Source organism: Rhodococcus sp. H-CA8f, from assembly GCF_002501585.1.
Lineage (GTDB): Bacteria > Actinomycetota > Actinomycetes > Mycobacteriales > Mycobacteriaceae > Rhodococcus_F > Rhodococcus_F erythropolis.
In genome coordinates this window covers 666,525-686,508 of record NZ_CP023720.1, presented here as the reverse complement: position 1 = coordinate 686,508, position 19,984 = coordinate 666,525, and the positions used below count along the sequence as shown (strand labels likewise).

Genomic DNA, 19,984 nt, shown 5'->3' with positions numbered 1-19,984 from the left:
CATGGCTACCACCAATCCCGTCACCATCACGGCTCCTGAGGGCGTGCCGTACATCGACATCACCCGCGAATTCGACGCACCCGTCAGCGCCGTCTTCGCAGCTCATTCGAATCCCGAACTGGTCAAGCAGTGGCTCGGCCCCAACGGTTACGAGATGGAGATCGACGAATACGAGTTCGTGAGCGGCGGTCGATACAAGTACGTCCATCGCAACCCCGAGGGCGAAGAGTTCCGGTTCAACGGTGTATTTCACGTTGTTCGCGAGAACGACTTTGCCATCCAAACCTTCGAATACGAGGGATTTCCCGACGTCGTCAGCATCGAATCGATCACGTTCGAGGATCTGGGCAACGGACGCACCCGTCTCTCCGGCCATTCCGTATATCCGAGCCTCGAAGCGCGAGACGGAATGATCGAGAGCAATATGGAGCTCGGCGTCACCGAAGGTTACGAACGCCTGGACAAGATCGTCGCGCAACTCTGACCACCTGTTTGCCCGAACCTCTTCAGCGAAAGGCAGTTTCATGGACTGGACCCTCGAAGTAGTCATCGTTCCCGTCAGTGACCTCGGCCGCTCCATCGAGTTCTACCGTGACAAGGTCGGTTTCGATCTCGACCACCACACCGTCAACGAACACATGACGGTCGCCCAGCTCACTCCGCGTGGTTCGGGCTGCTCGATCGTCATCGGCAACCTGCCGTCGCAGACCGAGATGGCCCCTGGTTCGTTGAAGGGATTGCAGTTGGTCGTGGCCGACGCTGCAACGGCTCGCCAAGAGCTAATCGACCGCGGCGTCGATGCCAGTGAGGTCACCGTCTTCGACGAGCGTGACGGGGGCACCTTCTTCGGATTCACCGACCCGGACGGCAATACCTGGGCTGTCCAGCAGCTGAAGGTCCGCGGCGACAAGCCGCTCATTCCGAAGGAGTACCGCGACCGCTTCGGCGCGTAGCAACTGCCTTCCAGGCTGCGTAACCTTCGGGCATGCAGACGGCACAGGGGCGATAGCCGGCCGCAATCGCGGTCGGCTCGTCCGCGAAGAACACCCGACTGACGACATACCCACCACGCGCGATTGCCTGCGCAGCCCCTCGACAGTCGAGTCGACCGTAGATCTTCGTTTTCCGGTGCCCGCCAAGCGCACCGGGCGTCGAGCTCTCGTAGGGTTTGTTGCGAGCGTCGCGGAGAATGTACGTCTTACTCGGCATCATGAAGCACCAATCCCAATGTTCGACGTGTGCCGGAGTGCACCACACTGACACCATGTCGCACAGGGGCTCTCGACCACCCCCGCAAACTCTGCACCGGTCGATCCCGCGTGGTGAAGATCAACGCGTGACCTTGCTCGAGAACTGTCACCGTCCCTTTCGACTGGGCGCGCGGCCGCTGTTCCACGAGCAAGAACTCGCCGCCGGCGTGGTCGATGCGAGGTCTGTCGAGCCCGATCACGACTTACAAGGGAAACACCAACTCTCCGTACAAGTCCCGATGCAATGCATTCCAGTCACCAGGTCCGTAGGACAGAAGGATCGGGGTAGGGCGATTCTGACCGGCGTCGTGACACTGATCGATCCATTCTTCGAATGAATCCGGCCACGGTGCACCCTCGCCCAGCTTGAACGCCCACTCCCGCGCCACGGGCAGCAGGTGTCGGTAGAAGGCGGATCGCATAGCCGTGATCGGCTCCGGTACGGGATCGCCGAAGTACCGGTACTCCCCCTGGCCGAAGCGGTATCGAGCCATGTCGATGGTGCTCCGGAACCGGTCGACGTCCGAGTACCAGGAAGCAATTTCGCGGCACTCCGACTCGTCGAGTATCGGCGCCGTCTGGGCACACCCACTGGAGTTGATTCCCTCGATCAGCGCAGGCCAATCGAGGGAATCAACTCGAGCAGACAGATCGGTGAAGAGGTCCATACGTCGTAGACGACGCGGCGGTCAGGAATGTGAGAATGCCAGCAGCTGGTCAGCCAGATTGTTGTACGTACGGGCGATCCCGGCATAACTGAGCACGGGTTCCGGATTCCAGGTCCCGATCTTTCCCGCCTTCACCGCGGGCAAGTTGGACCACGCAGGATTGGTTCCGAGCGTATCCAGTTGCAAACTGGACGGGCGATCGTCGAGGAAGATCATGTCGGCCGGATAGTGGTCCGCCATCTCCCAAGCCAGTTTCTCGACGTAGACCGACGATCCCTCGGCCGGATCGACGACGGCAAGTCCCAATCCCGCCAGGTCTGCGAGGATCGGGAATCCCGAAAGACTGACACGAATCGTGTCCGGATCTGCGGACGCGAACAAAACCTGTGAATTATTCAGCGAAGAAGCAACTTCGGAGATCCGCGCACGCGCAGCGTCGTAGTCTTTTCGCTGAGCCTCCATATCCTGGTCCGCTCCGAGTTCCACGGCCAGTTCCACGATCTCTTGCACGGTTCGGTCGATGGTTCCTGCTGCCGTTTCCACGAACAGTACTGTCGACAAGCCTTTCACCGCATCCAAGTTCGCCTCGTCTAGTAGTGCCGAACCACGCAACTGAGGGACGATGACGACGTCCGGCTCCAGCGCAGCGATCTTCTCGAGTTCCACTTGTCCCCAGAGCTGCCCGACCATGTCGGTCTTCGAGAAATCCAAGTTGCCGGAGATGCTGGTGTCCGTTGATCCCGGTGATCGTGTCAGCGCCCCGAAAACACCGACAGGCACCAGTCCGTAATCCCAGAGAGCACCCGCGATACCGGTGTAGGTGACAAATGTCCTTGGCGGTGAATCCAATTCGATCAGGTTGCCGCGATCATCGGTGAAGGACCAGCCTGCATCGCCTTCACCCCCGGCGTCTGCGCCCGAACGCGAGCAACCGGCCGCTGCCAGCGCAGCAGCCAATCCTGCTGCAGCGCCGAGGAACCTGCGGCGATTCCAGTCCATCTCGAGACGCCGGTGCGGTCGTGGAGTGAACAGCGTGGTCATGTGTGTGCCCTTTCGGCGATTGGTTGAACTGTTGCAGGAGTTGACGAACGAGAAAAGAGAAGGATCGATACCAAACCCGTGAGCATTCCGACGCCGGCGCAGAAGACCAACGGCCACAGCAAGGCGAACTCGTCCGGACCGGCGAAGAGAGAGCCGCACAACGCAATTCCGACGGCAAGCCCGAATTGACGCGACGAGTTGGCTGTCGCCGAAGCCGTCCCGGCGCGCTCTGCCGGGGCGTCCGACATCGCGGCACCCGGCAGCACCGGCGACACCATCGCGGAACCGACACCGGTCAGAATCAGCCCGGCGATCAGCGCGGGCCAGACCGGCTCGGCGAGAACGTACAGCATGGCCACGCAACCGATTCCGCAGAGAACCGTCCCGAATCCGAGCGACAGTCGAAGGTCGACTCGCTGAAGCCGTGATCCACACAGCGCCGACACGAAGACAAAAGCGAGCGGTTGAATCGAGAGCACGAGTGCGGCCGCCGATGCCGACAGTTCCAGCCCGTTCTGCAGCCACAATGAAAGGACTACGAGCGGGCCGTAGGCCGCGAGGTAGTACCCGAACGCAGCGACGAGGACGCCGTCGAATTTCAGGGATCGGAACAATGCCGGATCGAGCATCGGACTGCTGCCTCGACGCTGCCAGGACACAAACGCCGTCAGCGCACCGATTGCGATCAGGAAGGCAAGAACTGTCGACGACGAAGCCCACCCGATGTCGCCGCCCCACGTCACGCCGAGAACCGCGGCAACGGCAGCGAGGGTGAACAAAACGATTCCGGCCCAGTCGATGTTGTCGTCGCCGCGCTCACTGTCGGCGAAACAGAACACAGCCATTGCGAGCGCTACTGCGGCCACGGGTATTCCGAAATAGAAGACCGCACGCCAGTCGAAGAACTGCGTCAGCAGCCCTCCTGCAACGTTCCCGATTCCCGCCGCCAATCCAGCGACGGCGCCCCACGCAGCAAAGGCGACGTGACGATCGCGGCCCGAATATGCGTCGCCGAGCAGAGGCAGGAGCGTCGCGAACATCGCCGCACCGGCAATTCCTTGCGCGCCGCGAGCAACGACCAGAACCGTGACGTCCGGGGCAATCGCGCACACGGCCGTTGCAACCAGGAACACGACCAGTCCGCAGATGTAGAGGCGTTTACGTCCCCACGCATCGCCGAGCGCGCCCATGCCCACCAGAAGCGCGGCAAGAGCCAGCGTGTAGGCGTCGACGACCCAGGACATCGCGCCCGTACTGCCGTCCAAACCGACTGCGATGGCCGGCACCGCGATTGTCGTGATGGTGGCGTACGTCAGTAACAGGAAAGTTCCGATGCATGCGGCGATGAGCGGCAGCCATCGTCGTGCCGACATGGTCAACCTCCGGATAGGGCGGTAAGTGCGCCCTAACTATGGAGGTTCAAGTCAACTTGAAGTCAAGCGCCGCTTCGACGCGTATGTCGAGCTGCTCGAGCAACCACGGGCACTGCATCGGACGCTCTTGCCGACACGTCAGGTGATGCTCGAGGATCAGTTTCGCTCGCGTAGCAGCGGCGATCTGCGCCTCGAGTGTCGACACTTGATCTGCGAGAACCGTCGAGAACTGGTCGGACGTGGTGTCGGTTTCGATGAAGGACCGCACCTGTTCCAAGGACATTCCCGTCTCGGTGTACATCCGGATCAATGCCAGCCGGCGCAGCTCACGCTGCCCGTACCAGCGTTTGCCGCCAGTTCGCGACCGCGCGGACAGCAGTCCTTCGTCCTCGTAATAGCGCAAGGTCGAAGCCGCAATTCCGAACGATTTTGCAACCTCGCCGATCGGGATCAAGTGCTCACGCATTCACCGATCGTAGGCTGAACGCGTAGGCGGTTCCGGCAGTTATGTGTGACTTGGCATACTGACTAACGGAAGGGGTCGCGTAAGTGATCTCACGGCAAAATGCTGGATGCGCTCGTTGAACGAGGGAGAGCTGTGCTGGATCCAACGCGACCTGTCGGGCCGTACTCGTCAGGAGTGCCCGCCACTGCCCTCGAAGTCCACATGCCGGACCTCGAACGCTTCGGCCTCGCCCAGTTGTGGCGTTCCGCGATCATCGCCGTCGTGTTGTCGACATCGATCATGCTGGCACTGATCGTGTGGCCTTTCCGCAAGCGTGGACGCACGTGGGCTGACGCTGCCTCTGACGGGATGGTCGACGGCTTCATCGCTCTGGGTCCCACCTTCGTCAAGCTCGGTCAACTGGTCGCGTCGTCGTCCGGCCTGTTCCCGGCCCCCGTCGCCAATGCATGCCTACGTTGCCTCGACGACGTTCCGTCATTTCCTGCCGAGCAGGCCAGAAGCGTCGTGCACGAGGACCTCGGATACTCCGTAGACGACCTGTTCGCGAAATTCGACGACGTACCTCTCGCGGCCGCGTCGGTAGCGCAGGTACACGCGTGCGTTCTGCACGATGGCCGCGAGGCCGTCATCAAGATCCAGCGTCCGGACATCTATGCGCGGATGCTGATCGACCTGCGGGCGGCGTACTGGGGTGCGAACATCCTCGAGAAGTTTGTCGAGTTCCTTCGAATTGCCAATGCCACCGCCATCATTCGCGATCTGCACAATGCAACGATGACGGAATTGAACAGCGCGGTCGAGGCCGACCGGCAAACCACATTCCGGAACAACATCAGCGCATTCGGTGACAACAAAGGAGTCACGACACCGGAGGTGTACTGGGACTACTGTGGTCCCCGCGTCATCTGTATGGAACGCATGCGCGGCGTTCCACTGGATCGGTTCGTCGCCGGTCCGGACGGCATCGACGAAGCCCGCATGCTGATCCGGCGCGGAGTGAAGGTCTGGCTCGAATCAGTCATCGTTCACGGTCCGTTCCACGGAGATGTCCACGCGGGAAATTTGTGGGTCCTCGACGACGGCCGGATAGCGATGCTCGACTTCGGCATCGTCGGCGTCCTTCCCGAGACATGGAGATGCATCCTTTCCGACATGTTCCGAGCCACCCTCATCGACGGTGATTTCGCCCGTGTCGCCCGCGGAATTCGATCCTTGGGATATGCAACCGACTACGAAGTCGACGACGATCAGCTCGGCATGCAGGTCGCAACGGCCCTGACCCCGATTCTCGGCCGTGACCTCGGTGAACTCAAGCTCAGTGAATTGATCATGGCACTGATTCAGTTGGGCAAGCAGTGGGGTGTTGCGAGTCCCGAGGAATTGGTTCTTTTCGGTAAACAACTCGGATACTTCGAGCGATATGCGACGGCGTTGGCACCTGGTTGGGTGATCGGACAAGACCTTTATCTGTTCAAGAACGTTTTTCCAGAGGCAGTCGCCGAAAAGGTGCAGGAACTCGGCATCACCATGCCTGACGAATAAATTTGTCCCCTATTTCCTTATTCTGCATTTCGTCTGTCGGGGTTAGCCTGTAATGACCCACCGGCCGAGGAGCAAATGTGCAGCCACTTTCTGTAGCCCTCCCGCAAGCGTCGACAGGTCCGAGGAATAACGGGCCGAGTGTCGGCACCACCCTCGGCGCCCTCATGCATTCCACGGACAAGTCCGTGATCGAACTTCTGGAAAGCCCGGATGGACTCGATGTCGAAATCCGTTCGATCGCCCTCGTCGAGTCCTCCGATATTGACGGCACCGACAGCCGTGGTGCGATCTCCGACATCTACCTCCCCGTAGGGGTGCCCGAATCGACGTTGACGCAGTGGCTGCGAAAGTTCGAAGGCAGGCCGGCGAGGCGTCGCCCGAAGCTTCTGCTCGTCAAGAATGCGCGCGAGGCGACGACGGTTCTCACCGCCGCACGTAACATCGGGATCGCAGTGGCCGCGGTACATCCGCAGGCTAGTTCCGGGCACGTCTATTCGCTCGTACTACGGCTTCTGACACAGAGCATGTACCGTTCGCGGGCCGTCGCAGGAGTTGTGGCCGGTGGTGATTCGGATCTGTTCGCGCTCTCGGAAACGATCGCCGAATTGACTGGCGGACTCGTGACGATCGACGACACGGCACTCCACGTCATCGCATATTCCTCTGCTCACGAAGGCGAAGACGAACTCCGTCAGCTCTCCATACTCGGCCGGGAGTGGCCGATCGAATACACCGAATGGATAGAGAGCAGAGGCGTGTTCGAGCATCTCAGGCGATCGGACGAGGTCATCAGTCTGCCCTCCGAGCCGAGCATCGGAGCCGCGCAGAGGCTGGCTGTGAGCATCACCCGCCCGGACCTGTCAGCGCCGACGGGTTCTGTTGCACACCAACACAATCTCGGCAGCATCTGGGTGCAGCGCGCCTCTGAACCTCTTTCCCACGACGCCCAAGCGGTATTGCGGGGTGCAGCGGCGGTCGCCGCACGCATTCTCATGCGTACCTTGGACGCCTCCAGCCGCGAGAATGCCCAAGTGCAAAGGCTGTTCGGTGTTCGCTCCGGTGGGGTCGACATGCACTCGCTGGCCGGTTCTTTCGGCATCAACACCGACGGACCGTCTGCGGTCGTCGGATTTGCGACATCACTCTCGCCCGGATCGAATCTCGATCGAATCACCAACGCCTTGCGCCTGCGCGCCAGCGCATTCCGCAGCGACGCGGTCACGACGATCATCGACAACCGGATCTACGTATTGTTCCCTCAGGCCGACCACGAGGTCGCTGTCAGCGACTGGGCTTACGACACCGTGCGAGTAGTCGAGGACCGTGCGGGCATCAGCGTGCGCGCCGCCGTCGCGGTCCCGATCGCGCGGTTGCAAGGCGTACCCGAGGCGCGTCGAGAGGTGGACCGCGTGCTCGATACCACCGATGATCACGAAACCTCGAAGGTCACCACACTCGCGGCGTCACGCACCGCGGTATTGCTGGGCGAGATACTCGACCTCGTTGCTGATCACGAGCGATTGCGAGACCCTCGTATCGACAGACTCGTCTCCTACGACGACAAGAACACCTCTGACATGCAGTTCACGCTCACGGCCTACCTGACAGCTTTCGGGGATGTGAAGAAGGCCGCCTCGTCTCTGAAAGTACATCCGAACACGCTGCGCTACCGCATTCGGCGCGCTGAACAGATCATGGGCATTTCGTTGGACGAGCCGGACACGCGACTGCTCACCGAACTGCAACTCGCCATCTTGGGACGAACCCCGGACGAATCCGAAAAATACGAAACGTCCGATCAGTGAGATGGGCCTCGAGCCCGTCCTGAACTCTCGAGTAGACAACTGAGGTAGCCGAAGAACAACTCTCACCTCAGGAGACAACTTGCGCACTCGTGGAGCCGTCATTCGCCAAGCACCAGGCACATACGAGGTGGTCGATCTCGAACTCGATTCACCCCGCAGCGGCGAACTCACTGTCAAGATGGTCGCCTCCGGCCTGTGCCACTCGGACGATCACATCGCCAGCGGCGACCACGGAGTCGGCCGCTATCCCATCTGCGGCGGACACGAAGGCGCCGGAATCGTCGTCGAGGTCGGGCCGAACACCGAAGGATGGTCCGAGGGCGATCATGTCGTGTTCTCGTTCCTCGCCGCCTGCGGCCGCTGCCGTTGGTGCGCAAGCGGAATCCAGAACCTCTGCGACAACGGTGCTGCCATCATGACCGGCAGCAGGCCCGGCGAAACCTCCAGTTACAGAATGTCTCTCGACGGTCAGCCAGTCGCACAAACCTGCGGCCTGTCCACCTTCAGTGAATACACCACGGTCAGCACTCTCTCGGCCGTGAAAGTCGACAAGCACCTGCCGCTCGACGCTTTGTGTCTGCTCGGCTGCGGCGTCGGAACCGGTTGGGGCGCCGCGGTCAACTCCGCTCAGGTGTACCCCGGGCAGACCGTCATCGTCATGGGAGTCGGCGGAATCGGAATCAACGCGGTACAGGGCGCCTCGCATGCCGGCGCCGCCCACGTGATCGCGGTGGACCCGGTTGCGTTCAAGCGCGACAGTGCATTGAAATTGGGGGCGACCCATGCCGTGGCCACCATGGAGGAAGCCACGGACATCGCGCGCTCGTTCACCAACGGCCAGGGCGCGGATTCCGCCATCGTCACCGTCGGCGTCACCACCGGAGAACATGTCGCGCAGGCGTTCTCGTCAATCCGCAAGGCAGGAACTTGCGTCGTCACCGGTCTCGGGAAGATGACGGACATCGGCATTCCCGTGAGCCTGATGGAACTCACCTTGTACCAGAAGAGAATTCAAGGATCCTTGTTCGGCGCATCCAATCCCACTGCCGACATTCCCTGGATGATCGATCTCTATACCAGCGGCAAGCTCGAACTCGACGGACTCATCACCAACCGGTACAGCCTCGACCAGATCAACGACGGTTTCGCCGACATGCATGCCGGTCGCAACCTCCGCGGAATCATCACCTTCTGAGCGAGATCTCTCCGGACTTGACGCATACGCCAGTCCGGAGAGATCCTCACATCTGCGTCACCAGGCGTTCATGGTGTCGAGAATTTGTCCTCTGGCCATCCACAATTCAGCAGACCAATACGGCCAGGAGTGAATCCCGGCGGGCGGAAAGCTGTACGTCGCTGGGATTCCCATGGATTTCAGACGAATTTCGAATGCACGCGCGTGCACCCAGGAGAGCGCCTCCAGCCCCATACCCGTCGCCGTGTGGAAGTAATCGATCGGCGCAGACGGATGATCGTACGGTCCCGGGATGCCGTTGGACGACGAAATGTACATCGACAGTCCGCGAAGCGATTCCGCGTTGACGAACGGGTCGTTGCGAAGCCACCCGGATGACCACGGCGGGCCCCACATCGAATCGACGTTGTACCGGCCGGCGTCGAACATGGCTACGCGGATCGCCTCACGCATACCCGGGCCCGAGATATTGATGTAGCCGGACAGCGAGCCCGCGAACTTGAACTGATCCCGATGATGCCCCGCCAGGTTCAACGCGGCACTGCCGCCCATCGACAACCCGATGATCGCATTGTTGGTTGGTGAAACACCATACCCTGCAAGGAAGTCCGGAAGCTCGCGTGTGAGAAATGTTTCCCACCTGTACGTTATGGGCTGAGCATTGAAATTGGACGGCGCGTACCAGTCCGTGTAGAAACTCGACTCACCGCCGACCGGCATCACCAACGTGATGTTGTCGTTGCGGTACTGATCGAGTGCGTTGGTTTCGAAACTCCAAGCATTCCTGTCGTTTTGCGCGCGAAGACCGTCAAGTAGGTACAACGCGGCGTTGCCGCCCCGCGCGGCCCACTGCACCTGAACCTTGATGTTTCCCATCGAAGACGGGACCCACAACTCGTCGTAACCACCCCATGGCGCCGTGTGCGCCGGAGTAGCGCTCGCGGCGGTCGGACCGAACATGCCGCCGAGGAGGAAGATCGACAGCAACGCCGCTACGAGCACCCGCGCCCGCCGTGTATTGCGTTCGGGCAACCTGAATCTGATTCTCTGCAAGGTTGTGTCTTTCCCCGAAACTGCGCATCAAGAAACTCGCTTCGGTAAGTGCATCGTCGGTTCCACTGTCGACGTGTTTGTCCCTTTCCGGGGGCTCCGGTGTTACAAAGTCGAGGTCATCGCAACAATCGGACAACTGTCGTGCCGAGCGAATCCAGGTGGCGAAAAGCACAATTCACGAAGCACGCTGAATGCGCTCACTCAGCCGAGTGACGAAGCGATCGCATCACGACCTGCGGCAGCACACGTTTGGTCCTGCATTCCGTCCGGTGCACCACCGACACCGATGCCGGCGATCGACGCGGATCCAGCCTTCACAGTGACTCCACCTGCAAGGAAGAGAGTGCCGGGGAGGTCGGCGATGGTTGATCCCTCGCCTTTGGTACGCTGCGAGAGGTCACTGGTGTCGGCTCCGAAAGCTGCAGAGGTGTAAGCCTTCTCACGTGAGGCCTCCACCGTGTGCTGGGCTGCGTTGTCGCCGCGCACCATAGCGATGACGTTTCCGGCACGGTCGACGACGGAGACGGTGACAAATCCGAGCCCGTCCGCCCGGCATTTCGCCAGGGCCGCACCAGCAGCCTTCACTGCTGCGTCGGCGCTGAGTCGATTCTGAGTGACAATCGCCGAATCGCCGGTCGCAGCAGGCTGCTGCGTGGCAGAAATCGACGTCGTGCTCGATGCGTTCGCCACCGGTGTGTCGGTGGTCGAGCACGCGGCGCTGGCAAGGATTGCGACAACCGGAACGGCGACAGCGAGCGTACGGGGAAGTCGTGTGTAAATGCGGTGGTTCATGTCGGGCACACTTTCAGTCGAATGGTTCGAAACCGTCCACTACAGCGTCGCGTCCGAGTGCGGGTGCGCACATCGGGCGCTCGGGTGACGAACCGTGCCCCGTCTGGTTGTGCAGATATCATCCGAACGGTTGATACGACGGCCTGGCGCCCTCCGTAATATTCGAGGGATGAGTAACGGAGCCATGAACGCCGACGCCGAACTCGGCCTGCGCGGCCCGTTGGCGTATGCGATCCACGCGTCGTTCTTCGTACTGCTGTCCACGTCAGGAGTCCGGTACGTCACAGTCCACGGGACCAGCGGTCGGTTCGGGGTGGTACTCGTCCTGGCCGTGGTCCTCGCCTTGCTCTACGCCGTCATGGCTACGGTGTCCTCGCGAGATGTGGTTCGCCAACGACTGTGGATGTGGCCGGTACTGAGCACCTGGGCAGCGCTGGTCTGGCTTGCGCCGAGTTTCGCGTGGTGTGCGTTCCCCGTTCTCTTCCTCTGTATTCGTCTGTACCCGAGCAAGATCGCCTACCCCCTCGTCGGGATCCTGGGCGTCCTCGCCGGAATCGCGTTCTACCGAGTCACCGGTCGTGCCGAATTGGTGACACTGCTCGGACCTCTGTGCACCGCGGCACTGGTCGCGGCAGCGTACGGGCAGATGGAACGAGATGCCCGAGAACGCCTTCGGCTTCTACGTCAGGTAGCAGAAGCGCAATCTGCATTGGCAGATACCGAACGTGCTGCCGGCGTTGCCGCTGAGCGAGAGCGCCTCGCGCGCGAAATCCACGACACCGTTACTCAGGGACTTGCGAGCGCTCTTCTACGACTCGAGGCAGCCGAACAAACTTGGAATACAACGGGTTCGCCGTCTCGAGCCGATGTCGATGCCGCAGCAGAGAACATCCGAACGAGCTTGATGCAGAGTCGCGACCTCGTCCACGATCTGGCACCGGCCAAGGGCGGTACGGGCGACTTCGACGCCTTGGTCGTGGCCGCCGCCCGCCAGTTCGTCCCGACCGTTCGGATCCGCACCGTCGGTGAAGCCGTCATCTTGCCCTCGGACGTAGCTCATGCCATCGTGCGAGTGGTCTCGAGCGCGTCCTCCAACATCGCCCGCCACGCTCGCGCCGAAACGGCGGGCGTGACGATCACGTATCTCGACGACTCCGTCTCCGTGGACATCTTCGACGACGGCGTCGGCTTCGATCCGGGAAAGCTCGCCGACCATTCTCGGTACGGTGGATACGGCCTACGTGCGATGCGAAGTCGCATCGCACAGCTCGGCGGATCGTTCACCGTGGAAAGTGCACCGGGAGACGGCACCGTCGTCGCGGCCCAGTTCCCTCTCGAACGGAGGATCCGGTGACCACCACCATTCGCGTGTTCCTCGTCGACGATCATCTGGTCGTGCGAGCCGGGCTGAGAGCGCTGCTGAACACTCAGCCGGACGTCGAAGTAGTCGGCGAAGCATCGTCCGGTGAGGGGGCGGCCACGGCGATACCGTCGGCCTCACCGGATCTGGTGATGATGGATCTGGACATGGGCACCGGCATGCACGGTGCAGAAGCGATCAAACGCTTGCGAAGCGACGGTGTCGATGTTCCCGTACTGGTTTTCACGACGTACGACACCGACGCCGACGTCGTGCGGGCCGTCGACGCCGGTGCCATCGGTTACCTACTCAAGGACTCAACGCCCGACGAGATCTTCGGCGCGGTGCGCGGCGCGGTAGCCGGGCGCAGCGTTCTCTCTCCCACTGTGGCCTCTCGTCTTGTCCAGCAGATGCAGCGCCCGCAGGAAGCGCTCACCGCCCGTGAGTCCGAACTGCTCAGCCTGCTCGCCGAGGGGATGACCAACCGCGAGCTGGGTAAGGCACTCTTCATCAGCGAAGCGACGGTGAAAACCCATCTTGGGCACATCTACGCCAAGCTCGGCGTCGAAACCCGCTCTGCCGCAGTGTCCGTCGCATTGCGCCGCGACGGAATACGCTGACCCGCCCGCCCGCGCAGGCTCTACTTGATCGAAGATCCGTGCTTCGTCAACGGCATGACCTCGATGGTCATGTACGGGAACAGCGGGAGGTTCCAGAGAATCTCATGGAGTTCGTCAGCCGACTCGACGTCGAAGATGCTGATGTTGCTGAACTGTCCCACAATTCGCCACAGATGCACCCACTTTCCCTGTCGCTGAAGGTCTTGCGAGTACGCCTTCTCCGTTGCGACGGTATCGGCGCGTACTTCCGGATCCAGGTCGCGCGGAATATCGACGTCCATTCGAACGTGAAAGAGTGCCATGTTCTTCTATCCTCTAGTTCCTGGTCCAGGTCTTGACGGCGTCCATGTTCAGTTCGACTCCCAGTCCAGGTCCGGCGGGGAGGTGCAACTGACCCTCGGAATACTTCAGGGGTTCCTGAAGCAACTCTTCGCTGAAGAGCAGCGGGCCGAAAAGCTCTGTTCCGAAGTTGATTCCAGGCTCGGCGCACGCGAAGTGCAACGAAGCGGCGGTGCCGATCGGGCCTTCGATGGACGTCGCACCGTGGCACGCGATACCGGCGGCCTTGGCAATTGCGACGATGTCGCGGCTGCGCTGGAGGCCACCACACTTGGTGGTCTTGAGGGCGATGACATCGGCGGCGCTCCGGCGGGCGATTTCGAGAGCGTCGTGTGGGGTCTGCACACTCTCGTCGGCCATGATCGGAATCGGTAGTAGCCTGCTGAGTTCGGCGAGGACCTCGATTTGGTCTGCCGGAGTGGGCTGTTCGATCAGTTCGACTCCACCGTCTGCGAGTTGTGGCAGGTACCGCAGCGCCGTGAAGCGATCCCACCGCGCGTTGACGTCGACGCGGACGCCGGCGTGGCCGTCGAGCGCCTGCGCGATGCTGACGATGCGCGCGACGTCGACCGCCGGGTCGAGTGCTCCCATTTTGAGTTTGAAGCTGAAATTGAGCCGTGATTCGAGCTTTTCGTGAGCTTCTTCGATGATCTCGTCCGCCGGCGCAGCACCCAGTGCCCACGTGACGTCGACACTCTCGCGGAAAGCCCCGCCGAGGAGCGTGTGCACGGGGACTCCCAGGCTACGAGCCCAGGCGTCGTGCAACGCCACGTCGACGGCGGCCTTCGCGAATCGTGCATTGGCAACAACTTTTTCGATGTCGGCCATGATCGCGGTGATCTGATCCACACGCCTGCCGACCACCACCGGCGCGATGTACTTCTCGATGATGACCTGCATCGTCTCCACCGATTCGCCGCCCCACCACGGACCGCCCGGAACGACACCTTCGCCATATCCGATAACACCGTCGGATGTGCGAATCGCGACCAGCAATAACGGCTGCGCCGTCATCGATGTGGTGGCGAACTTGTGGGGGCGGACCAAAGGAACGTCGAGGATGGTCGTCTCGATGGAGACGATCGACAGGTCTGTCATCAAATCACTTTCTTTCGAACAGTTGTGGATCAGGCCGGGTCGAGCACGAAGTCGTACGTGACCCGGTTGATTCCATCGGCACCCGGCTTCGGATCGAGAATCAGTTCGGGCTTCGTGGCAGTTGCCACGTCGTTCTCGATCCACTCACCGTCCTTGAAATAGAGCTGCGTAGTGATCGTGCGCTTGCCGGGTGCCTTCACCATGAGGTGCAGGTGAGCCGGACGCCACGGGTGCCAGCCGGCCTTCTCGATGAACCAACCGGTGGGGCCGTCGGTCGGGATCTGGTACGGCGCAGGCTGAATCGTGGTGATCTCGAACCGTCCCGCTCCGTCGGTCACGATCGTTCCGCGGAGGTTCCCGTCGGGGATGTGCGGCGCGAAATGGGAGTAGTAGCCCTCGTCGTCCGCATGCCACAGCTCGACGGTGGCCCCATCCAACCCGTTGCCGTCGAGATCGCGAACCTGGCCCTCGAAGACCAGCTTCGATCCAACCTCGTTGTCACGCATCGGAAGTTCACACTTGGATGGCAACGTCTTGGCGTCGGCGACGTAGTAGGGGCCCTCGATGCTTCCCTTGGTGCCGTGCTGGCCGCGGTACGCAACCTCCTCGACGTTGTGCTCGAGGAAGACGTCCAGCCACAGGGGCCACTCGCCGAACTGGCCGATGTCGATGAGCCACTGCTTGAGTACGCGGTACTCGGGGTAGGTGATGCCGTGCTTGTCGATGACGCCGGCAAGTGCCTCGAGCACGTCCTTGGCGATGGCCGAGACGCGCTCGGGCGGGGTGTCCGCGCTGACTCGTTCCTGGAGGAACTTGTCGGTGGCGGCCGTGCCCGAACCTACTGCGGTGGGGCTCTCGGAAGTGGTCATGTGGTCCTCCTCGGGGCCGTATGTGGCTGTTACCGGGTGGGTGCCGTACTGCTGGGCTGAGTCGGCTTCCCAAGTCTGGTTGTACGCTGTGCGTACATCTGTTACGCTGTGCGTACGCTTGTACTGTGCGCCCAGTCACAAGGTTTGTCAACCTTCGAGGGCACTGATCAGGCATACCCGCAGATGAAAGGTCATTCCGTGAGCGAGAACGATCGCGATTACATCCAGAGCATCGAGCGTGGATTCGCTGTGCTGATGGCCTTCGACGAGAAGAACCCCAACCCGTCGCTCGCAGATCTTGCCGCCGAAACGGGCCTCTCCCGCCCCGCGGTCCGGCGTATCCTCCTCACCCTGCAGAAACTCGGATACGTCACCGGCAACAACAGTCGGTGGTCGCTCACCCCGCGCGTTCTAAGCATCGGCCAGCACTTCTCGGCATCACATGCCCTGACCGAGGCGGCGCTCCCCCGCCTGCTGGAGATCGCAGAACACACCCACGAGTCGGCGTCGCTCGGGGTCCTCGACGGCGTCGACGTGGTCTACGCCGCGCGAGTACCCGTACGCCGGATCATGAGCATCAACGTCAGCGTCGGTACCAGAGTGCCTGCATATGCGACCTCCATGGGCCGCGCCCTGCTAGCTTGGGCGCCAACCGAAATCGTCGACAAAGTCATCGCGAACTCCACGTTCGACGCCCTCACACCCACCACGATCACCGACGAAGGCGCATTCCACACCGCACTTCGAGTGGTGCGCGAGCAGGGTTATGCACTCACGTCCGAGGAACTGGAAGACGGCCTGATTTCCCTCGCCGCCCCCGTCCGCGACGCCGGCGGAAGCGTCGTCGGTGTGGCAGCGTGTTCTACCTCGGCCGGACGCACAACCCCGGAAGCCTTTCGCGCCGACGTCGCACCGTTCCTCGTCGAGAAGGCGAATCAGCTCAGCGCGGACATGGGATACCGGAGCTAACTTCTCAATACTTCGGAAGGCAACACACCGTACTTACGCCGAAAAGACGACGCGAATCGTCCGGTGTGCGTAAAACCCCATCTCACAGCGACATCGGTGACCGTCGTCGAGTCGTCGGCATCCACCAGATCTGCGTGGACCCGCTCGAGGCGGATGTCGAGCAGGCATTCCGACGGACTCCGGCCCACGTACTGCCGAAATCCCTCCTGCAATCTCCGTACGCTGACGCCCGCCACCTCGGCCATCTCTGCTGCGGTCCACACGCGGGCCGGGTCGTCGTGCATCTCGTCGAGCACCCGCTTGACGATGCGTGGCCTGGCATGTCGCACCGCGTCCTCACTTTCGGGCATTGCAGCGAGGACGAATGCCGTGACCACGGCACCGGAGAGCTGAGCTGCCACCAGTTCGTTGTGCAGCACGCCGACCGGGCCGAGGATCTGATCCGACAGTGAGCGAACAAATTTCAGCCATCTGGCTCCGTCGTCTCCCCGAAGATCCACCTGATCAGGCAAGTGCATTCCGGGCCGGCCGAGTACCTTCTCCATCTCGCGGTCGAGGTACTGACGGTCCATCCGGACTCCGACAATTTCGCAGTCCGCGCTCCACCGCGTGATTCTTGTGGTGATGTCGGGCGGACACACCGTCGCAACGCCCTCCGTCGAGAGCACGTGCGAGCCCGCGAACACCGACTCGAGCTCGCCCGAGAGCGGGATGTTCACCCCGTAGGCGCCGGGATGCTCGGATTCGACCGCGACGTCTGCTCCCCATCGAATATGAGCGATCCGCAGTGGACCCAACTCGGCGGTGCACACCCCGACTCCGCTGGCCGCGTGCCGTGACAACGGCGTCAGCGTGTGCGGAAAATAGGCGTCCGAAACCGCATCACACGCCTCGTCCCAGTCGCGGGGAGCTGTACCGATCTTGGAGTCGACCATCGTCCTTCTTCACCTTCCAAACCCGTGACCAGCCACATTGCCGAGCATGAGCGCTGAACATCATTGAACACTGTGTCCCCGGTCACTTCCAAGAGGAAACGGATACAGGCTTCGATCGGGTGCGCAATCCGGATAGACACCGCGCTGTACGGATCGACCGAACGCCGCACTCGCCGTACGTTCGTCTTCACTCCCGGCGCGAGTCGTCCAGCACCTCCGCCTCCCGCACTTCGCGGCACCCTCACTCACCAGCCATCCGACAAGGAGGTCCGGTCATGGAACAAAATCAGCTTCGAGGCATCTTCGGCCAATTCGCCAGCGGCGTCACCGTCATCACCTGCACCAACGCCGACGGTCAGCCACACGGAGCCACCGTCACCGCATTCACGGCAATCTCGCTGGAACCACGCCTGTGCCAGATCACGATGACGCGAAAGTCCAAGGCGTGCGGCTACCTCGGCAACGCGCCGTTTGCCGTCAACATCCTTGCCGCCGACCAAGTGGACACGGCCATGCATTTTGCCGGCCGACCGCAGCGCACCGAACCGAAGTGGATCGACGGACCGACCGCTCCCCTGCTCGACGGCGCCGCAGCAACTATCTCGTGCGTCCCGTGGAAGGAGTACGACGGTGGTGACCACATCATCTTCATCGGTGAGATCGTCGATGCGCAGTCGAGTGGCAAGGATCCGCTTCTGTTCTACCGAAGCACTTTTCACGACCTAGGCGCCACCTCGTCGACCACAGTCTGGAACGGCAGTCAGGACGACCCCCACAGCGGATGGTTCGACGCCACCACTTCCTTCACCCCGATTCATCTTCAGCCCGCACCCCAAACGATCTGAAAGGCTTTGCCATGACGACCACCGAAATTCCTCCCACCGGCGTCGACCCCGCAGATTCCGGAGCGCCACAGGTCAATCCGGCCGCCGACAGCGAAGCCAACCGCACGAAGCACTTCGCCACCCGGCCGATGACGGGTGACGAGTACATCTCGAGCCTGCAGGACGGTCGCGAGATCTGGCTTCACGGTGATCGCGTCAAGGACGTCACGACGCACCCCGCGTTCCGGAATCCGATCCGCATGACCGCAAGGCTGTACGACGCTCTGCACACGGGCGAGCACGTGGACGCCTTGACCGTTCCGACGGACACGGGCAACGGCGGTGTCACCATGCCGTTCTTCCGCACTCCGACGTCGTCGGCTGATCTGCTCAAGGAACGCGACGCCATCGCGACGTGGGCACGTATGACCTACGGCTGGATGGGCCGCTCCCCCGACTACAAGGCAAGTTTCCTGGGAACCCTCCACGCCAACAAGGAGTTGTACGCACCGTTCCAGGACAACGCCGAGCGCTGGTACCGCGAATCGCAGGAGAAGGTTCTGTACTGGAACCACGCGATCATCAATCCCCCGGTGGATCGCCAACTTCCACCGGACGAAGTCGGCGACGTCTTCATGAAGGTGGAGAAGGAAACCGACGCCGGTTTGATCGTCAGCGGCGCCAAGGTGGTCGCCACCGGATCGGCGATCACGAACTACAACTTCATCGCTCACTACGGTCTGCCGATCAAGAAGAAGCAGTTCGCCTTGATCTGCACGGTACCGATGGACGCTCCGGGTGTGAAGCTGATCTGCCGCACCTCGTACACCGAACATGCTGCGGTGATGGGCAGTCCGTTCGATTACCCGCTGTCGAGCCGCATGGATGAGAACGACACCATCTTCGTCTTCGACAAGGTGTTGGTTCCATGGGAGAACGTCTTCATGTACGGCGACGTCGACCGGATCAACGCATTCTTCCCTCAATCGGGTTTCCTGCCGCGCTTCACCTTTCAGGGCTGCACTCGCCTGGCCGTCAAGCTCGACTTCATCGCCGGACTGTTGATGAAAGCACTCGAAGCCACCGGCGCCGGCGGCTTCCGCGGAGTTCAGACCCGTGTCGGCGAAGTGATCGGGTGGCGAAACCTCTTCTGGTCGTTGACCGAATCGATGGCACGCGATCCCGAACAGTGGGTCGGCGATTCGGTGATACCGAAGCTCGAGTACGGCCTCACCTATCGAATGTTCATGATCCAGGGGTACCCGCGGATCAAGGAGATCATCGAACAGGACGTCGCGTCGGGCCTGATCTACCTGCCCTCGAGTTCACTCGACTTCAAGAGCCCGGACGTGCGTCCGTACCTCGACAAGTACGTTCGTGGTTCGGACGGCATCACCGCCGTCGACCGGGTGAAAGTCATGAAGGCTCTGTGGGATTCGATCGGCACCGAGTTCGGCGGGCGCCACGAACTCTACGAGCGCAACTACTCCGGCAACCACGAAAACGTCAAGGCGGAACTGCTGTTCGCAGCCCAGAATCGTGGACACGCAAGTTCCATGAAGGGACTGGCCGAGCAGTGCCTGAGTGAATACGACCTCGACGGCTGGACGGTCCCTGACCTCATCGGCAACGACGACGTCTCGTTCTTCAAGAACCGGTAGCTCACGCGGCACGAACACTGCACCCTTGGTCAGGACTAGGCAATTGCCTAGTCCTGACCTGAGACACACGATGTCAAGGTGAATCAGCTGGAGTACGCCCATGACGGATATGTTTCTCGATTCG

20 protein-coding genes and 1 pseudogene are annotated in these 19,984 nt (G+C 61.6%); 10 read left to right on the top strand and 11 right to left on the bottom strand.

Going from position 1 to position 19,984, the window contains the following annotated elements; all coding sequences use genetic code 11:
- The first annotated feature begins 1 nt into the window (after position 1).
- Together CPI83_RS03225 and CPI83_RS03220 are read left to right on the top strand one after the other, a co-directional pair.
- Positions 2-484 (top strand): SRPBCC family protein, encoded by a 483-nt coding sequence (locus CPI83_RS03225; protein ID WP_019745615.1) that lies wholly within the window; start codon positions 2-4, stop codon positions 482-484.
- Between the two features lie 40 nt (positions 485-524).
- Positions 525-953, top strand: coding sequence for a VOC family protein (locus CPI83_RS03220; RefSeq protein WP_097386761.1), 429 nt, complete (start codon positions 525-527; stop codon positions 951-953).
- Here the strand turns inward: CPI83_RS03220 and CPI83_RS03215 are convergent.
- From CPI83_RS03215 to CPI83_RS03195, 5 genes and pseudogenes are all read right to left on the bottom strand, one after another.
- The gene (locus tag CPI83_RS03215; RefSeq protein WP_097386760.1) at positions 916-1,209 is read right to left on the bottom strand and encodes an Ada metal-binding domain-containing protein; all 294 of its coding nucleotides are present in this window, start codon (positions 1,207-1,209) and stop codon (positions 916-918) included. The genes CPI83_RS03220 and CPI83_RS03215 overlap by 38 nt on opposite strands.
- Positions 1,199-1,918 (bottom strand): annotated as a pseudogene (locus CPI83_RS03210) (2OG-Fe(II) oxygenase). The gene CPI83_RS03215 and the pseudogene CPI83_RS03210 overlap by 11 nt, the downstream one beginning before the upstream one ends.
- Before the next feature lie 21 nt (positions 1,919-1,939).
- Positions 1,940-2,959, bottom strand: a complete 1,020-nt coding sequence (locus CPI83_RS03205; RefSeq protein WP_019745618.1) for an ABC transporter substrate-binding protein — start codon at positions 2,957-2,959, stop codon at positions 1,940-1,942.
- Positions 2,956-4,332, bottom strand: coding sequence for an MFS transporter (locus CPI83_RS03200; protein ID WP_070795572.1), 1,377 nt, complete (start codon positions 4,330-4,332; stop codon positions 2,956-2,958). The genes CPI83_RS03205 and CPI83_RS03200 overlap by 4 nt, the downstream gene beginning before the upstream one ends.
- A 46-nt stretch (positions 4,333-4,378) precedes the next feature.
- Positions 4,379-4,798, bottom strand: a complete 420-nt coding sequence (locus tag CPI83_RS03195) for a MerR family transcriptional regulator (protein ID WP_007729752.1) — start codon at positions 4,796-4,798, stop codon at positions 4,379-4,381.
- Positions 4,799-4,930: 132 nt separating this feature from the next.
- On the opposite strand from CPI83_RS03195, the gene CPI83_RS03190 reads away from it, so the two are divergent.
- From CPI83_RS03190 to CPI83_RS03180, 3 genes are all read left to right on the top strand, one after another.
- On the top strand, positions 4,931-6,340 hold the full coding sequence (locus CPI83_RS03190) for an AarF/UbiB family protein (protein WP_097386759.1): 1,410 nt from the start codon (positions 4,931-4,933) through the stop codon (positions 6,338-6,340).
- Positions 6,341-6,417: 77 nt separating this feature from the next.
- Positions 6,418-8,145: a helix-turn-helix domain-containing protein gene (locus tag CPI83_RS03185; protein WP_232816852.1), complete on the top strand. Its 1,728-nt coding sequence runs from the start codon at positions 6,418-6,420 to the stop codon at positions 8,143-8,145.
- A 79-nt stretch (positions 8,146-8,224) separates the two neighbouring features.
- Positions 8,225-9,340 (top strand): NDMA-dependent alcohol dehydrogenase, encoded by a 1,116-nt coding sequence (locus tag CPI83_RS03180; protein WP_021331791.1) that lies wholly within the window; start codon positions 8,225-8,227, stop codon positions 9,338-9,340.
- 57 nt (positions 9,341-9,397) lie between these two features.
- On the opposite strand, the gene CPI83_RS03175 is transcribed toward CPI83_RS03180, so the two are convergent.
- Positions 9,398-10,393: an alpha/beta hydrolase family protein gene (locus tag CPI83_RS03175; protein WP_020971029.1), complete on the bottom strand. Its 996-nt coding sequence runs from the start codon at positions 10,391-10,393 to the stop codon at positions 9,398-9,400.
- 201 nt (positions 10,394-10,594) lie between these two features.
- Complete coding sequence (locus tag CPI83_RS03170) at positions 10,595-11,185, bottom strand: heme-binding protein (protein ID WP_097386757.1); 591 nt, start codon at positions 11,183-11,185, stop codon at positions 10,595-10,597.
- A 184-nt stretch (positions 11,186-11,369) separates the two neighbouring features.
- Here CPI83_RS03170 and CPI83_RS03165 point away from each other — a divergent pair, with 184 nt between their 5' ends.
- Together CPI83_RS03165 and CPI83_RS03160 are read left to right on the top strand one after the other, a co-directional pair.
- Positions 11,370-12,539 carry a sensor histidine kinase gene (locus CPI83_RS03165; protein WP_020971031.1) on the top strand — a complete coding sequence of 390 codons (1,170 nt, stop codon included), beginning with the start codon at positions 11,370-11,372 and terminating at the stop codon, positions 12,537-12,539.
- A complete protein-coding gene (locus CPI83_RS03160; protein WP_020909383.1) occupies positions 12,536-13,165 on the top strand; it encodes a response regulator transcription factor in 630 nt (209 codons plus the stop codon). The genes CPI83_RS03165 and CPI83_RS03160 overlap by 4 nt, the downstream gene beginning before the upstream one ends.
- Positions 13,166-13,185: 20 nt before the next feature.
- Here the strand turns inward: CPI83_RS03160 and catC are convergent, their stop codons facing one another.
- The 3 genes from catC to catA are packed head-to-tail and all read right to left on the bottom strand — an operon-like array spanning position 13,186 to position 15,471.
- Positions 13,186-13,467, bottom strand: a complete 282-nt coding sequence (gene catC / locus CPI83_RS03155; protein WP_020909384.1) for a muconolactone Delta-isomerase — start codon at positions 13,465-13,467, stop codon at positions 13,186-13,188.
- Positions 13,468-13,480: 13 nt separating this feature from the next.
- Complete coding sequence (locus CPI83_RS03150; protein WP_019745627.1) at positions 13,481-14,602, bottom strand: muconate/chloromuconate family cycloisomerase; 1,122 nt, start codon at positions 14,600-14,602, stop codon at positions 13,481-13,483.
- A 29-nt stretch (positions 14,603-14,631) separates the two neighbouring features.
- On the bottom strand, positions 14,632-15,471 hold the full coding sequence (gene catA, locus CPI83_RS03145) for a catechol 1,2-dioxygenase (protein WP_019745628.1): 840 nt from the start codon (positions 15,469-15,471) through the stop codon (positions 14,632-14,634).
- Between the two features lie 198 nt (positions 15,472-15,669).
- On the opposite strand from catA, the gene CPI83_RS03140 reads away from it, so the two are divergent.
- Positions 15,670-16,440: an IclR family transcriptional regulator gene (locus CPI83_RS03140; RefSeq protein WP_029537119.1), complete on the top strand. Its 771-nt coding sequence runs from the start codon at positions 15,670-15,672 to the stop codon at positions 16,438-16,440.
- On the opposite strand, the gene CPI83_RS03135 is transcribed toward CPI83_RS03140, so the two are convergent.
- On the bottom strand, positions 16,437-17,375 hold the full coding sequence (locus CPI83_RS03135; protein WP_047889028.1) for an AraC family transcriptional regulator: 939 nt from the start codon (positions 17,373-17,375) through the stop codon (positions 16,437-16,439). The two genes, CPI83_RS03140 and CPI83_RS03135, sit on opposite strands and share 4 nt — an antisense overlap.
- A gap of 275 nt (positions 17,376-17,650) precedes the next feature.
- On the opposite strand from CPI83_RS03135, the gene CPI83_RS03130 reads away from it, so the two are divergent.
- Together CPI83_RS03130 and CPI83_RS03125 are read left to right on the top strand one after the other, a co-directional pair.
- Entirely contained in the window at positions 17,651-18,220 is a 570-nt protein-coding gene (locus CPI83_RS03130) for a flavin reductase family protein (RefSeq protein ID WP_019745631.1), read from the top strand.
- A gap of 11 nt (positions 18,221-18,231) precedes the next feature.
- Positions 18,232-19,860, top strand: a complete 1,629-nt coding sequence (locus tag CPI83_RS03125; RefSeq protein ID WP_097386756.1) for a 4-hydroxyphenylacetate 3-hydroxylase N-terminal domain-containing protein — start codon at positions 18,232-18,234, stop codon at positions 19,858-19,860.
- Positions 19,861-19,984 lie beyond the last annotated feature (124 nt).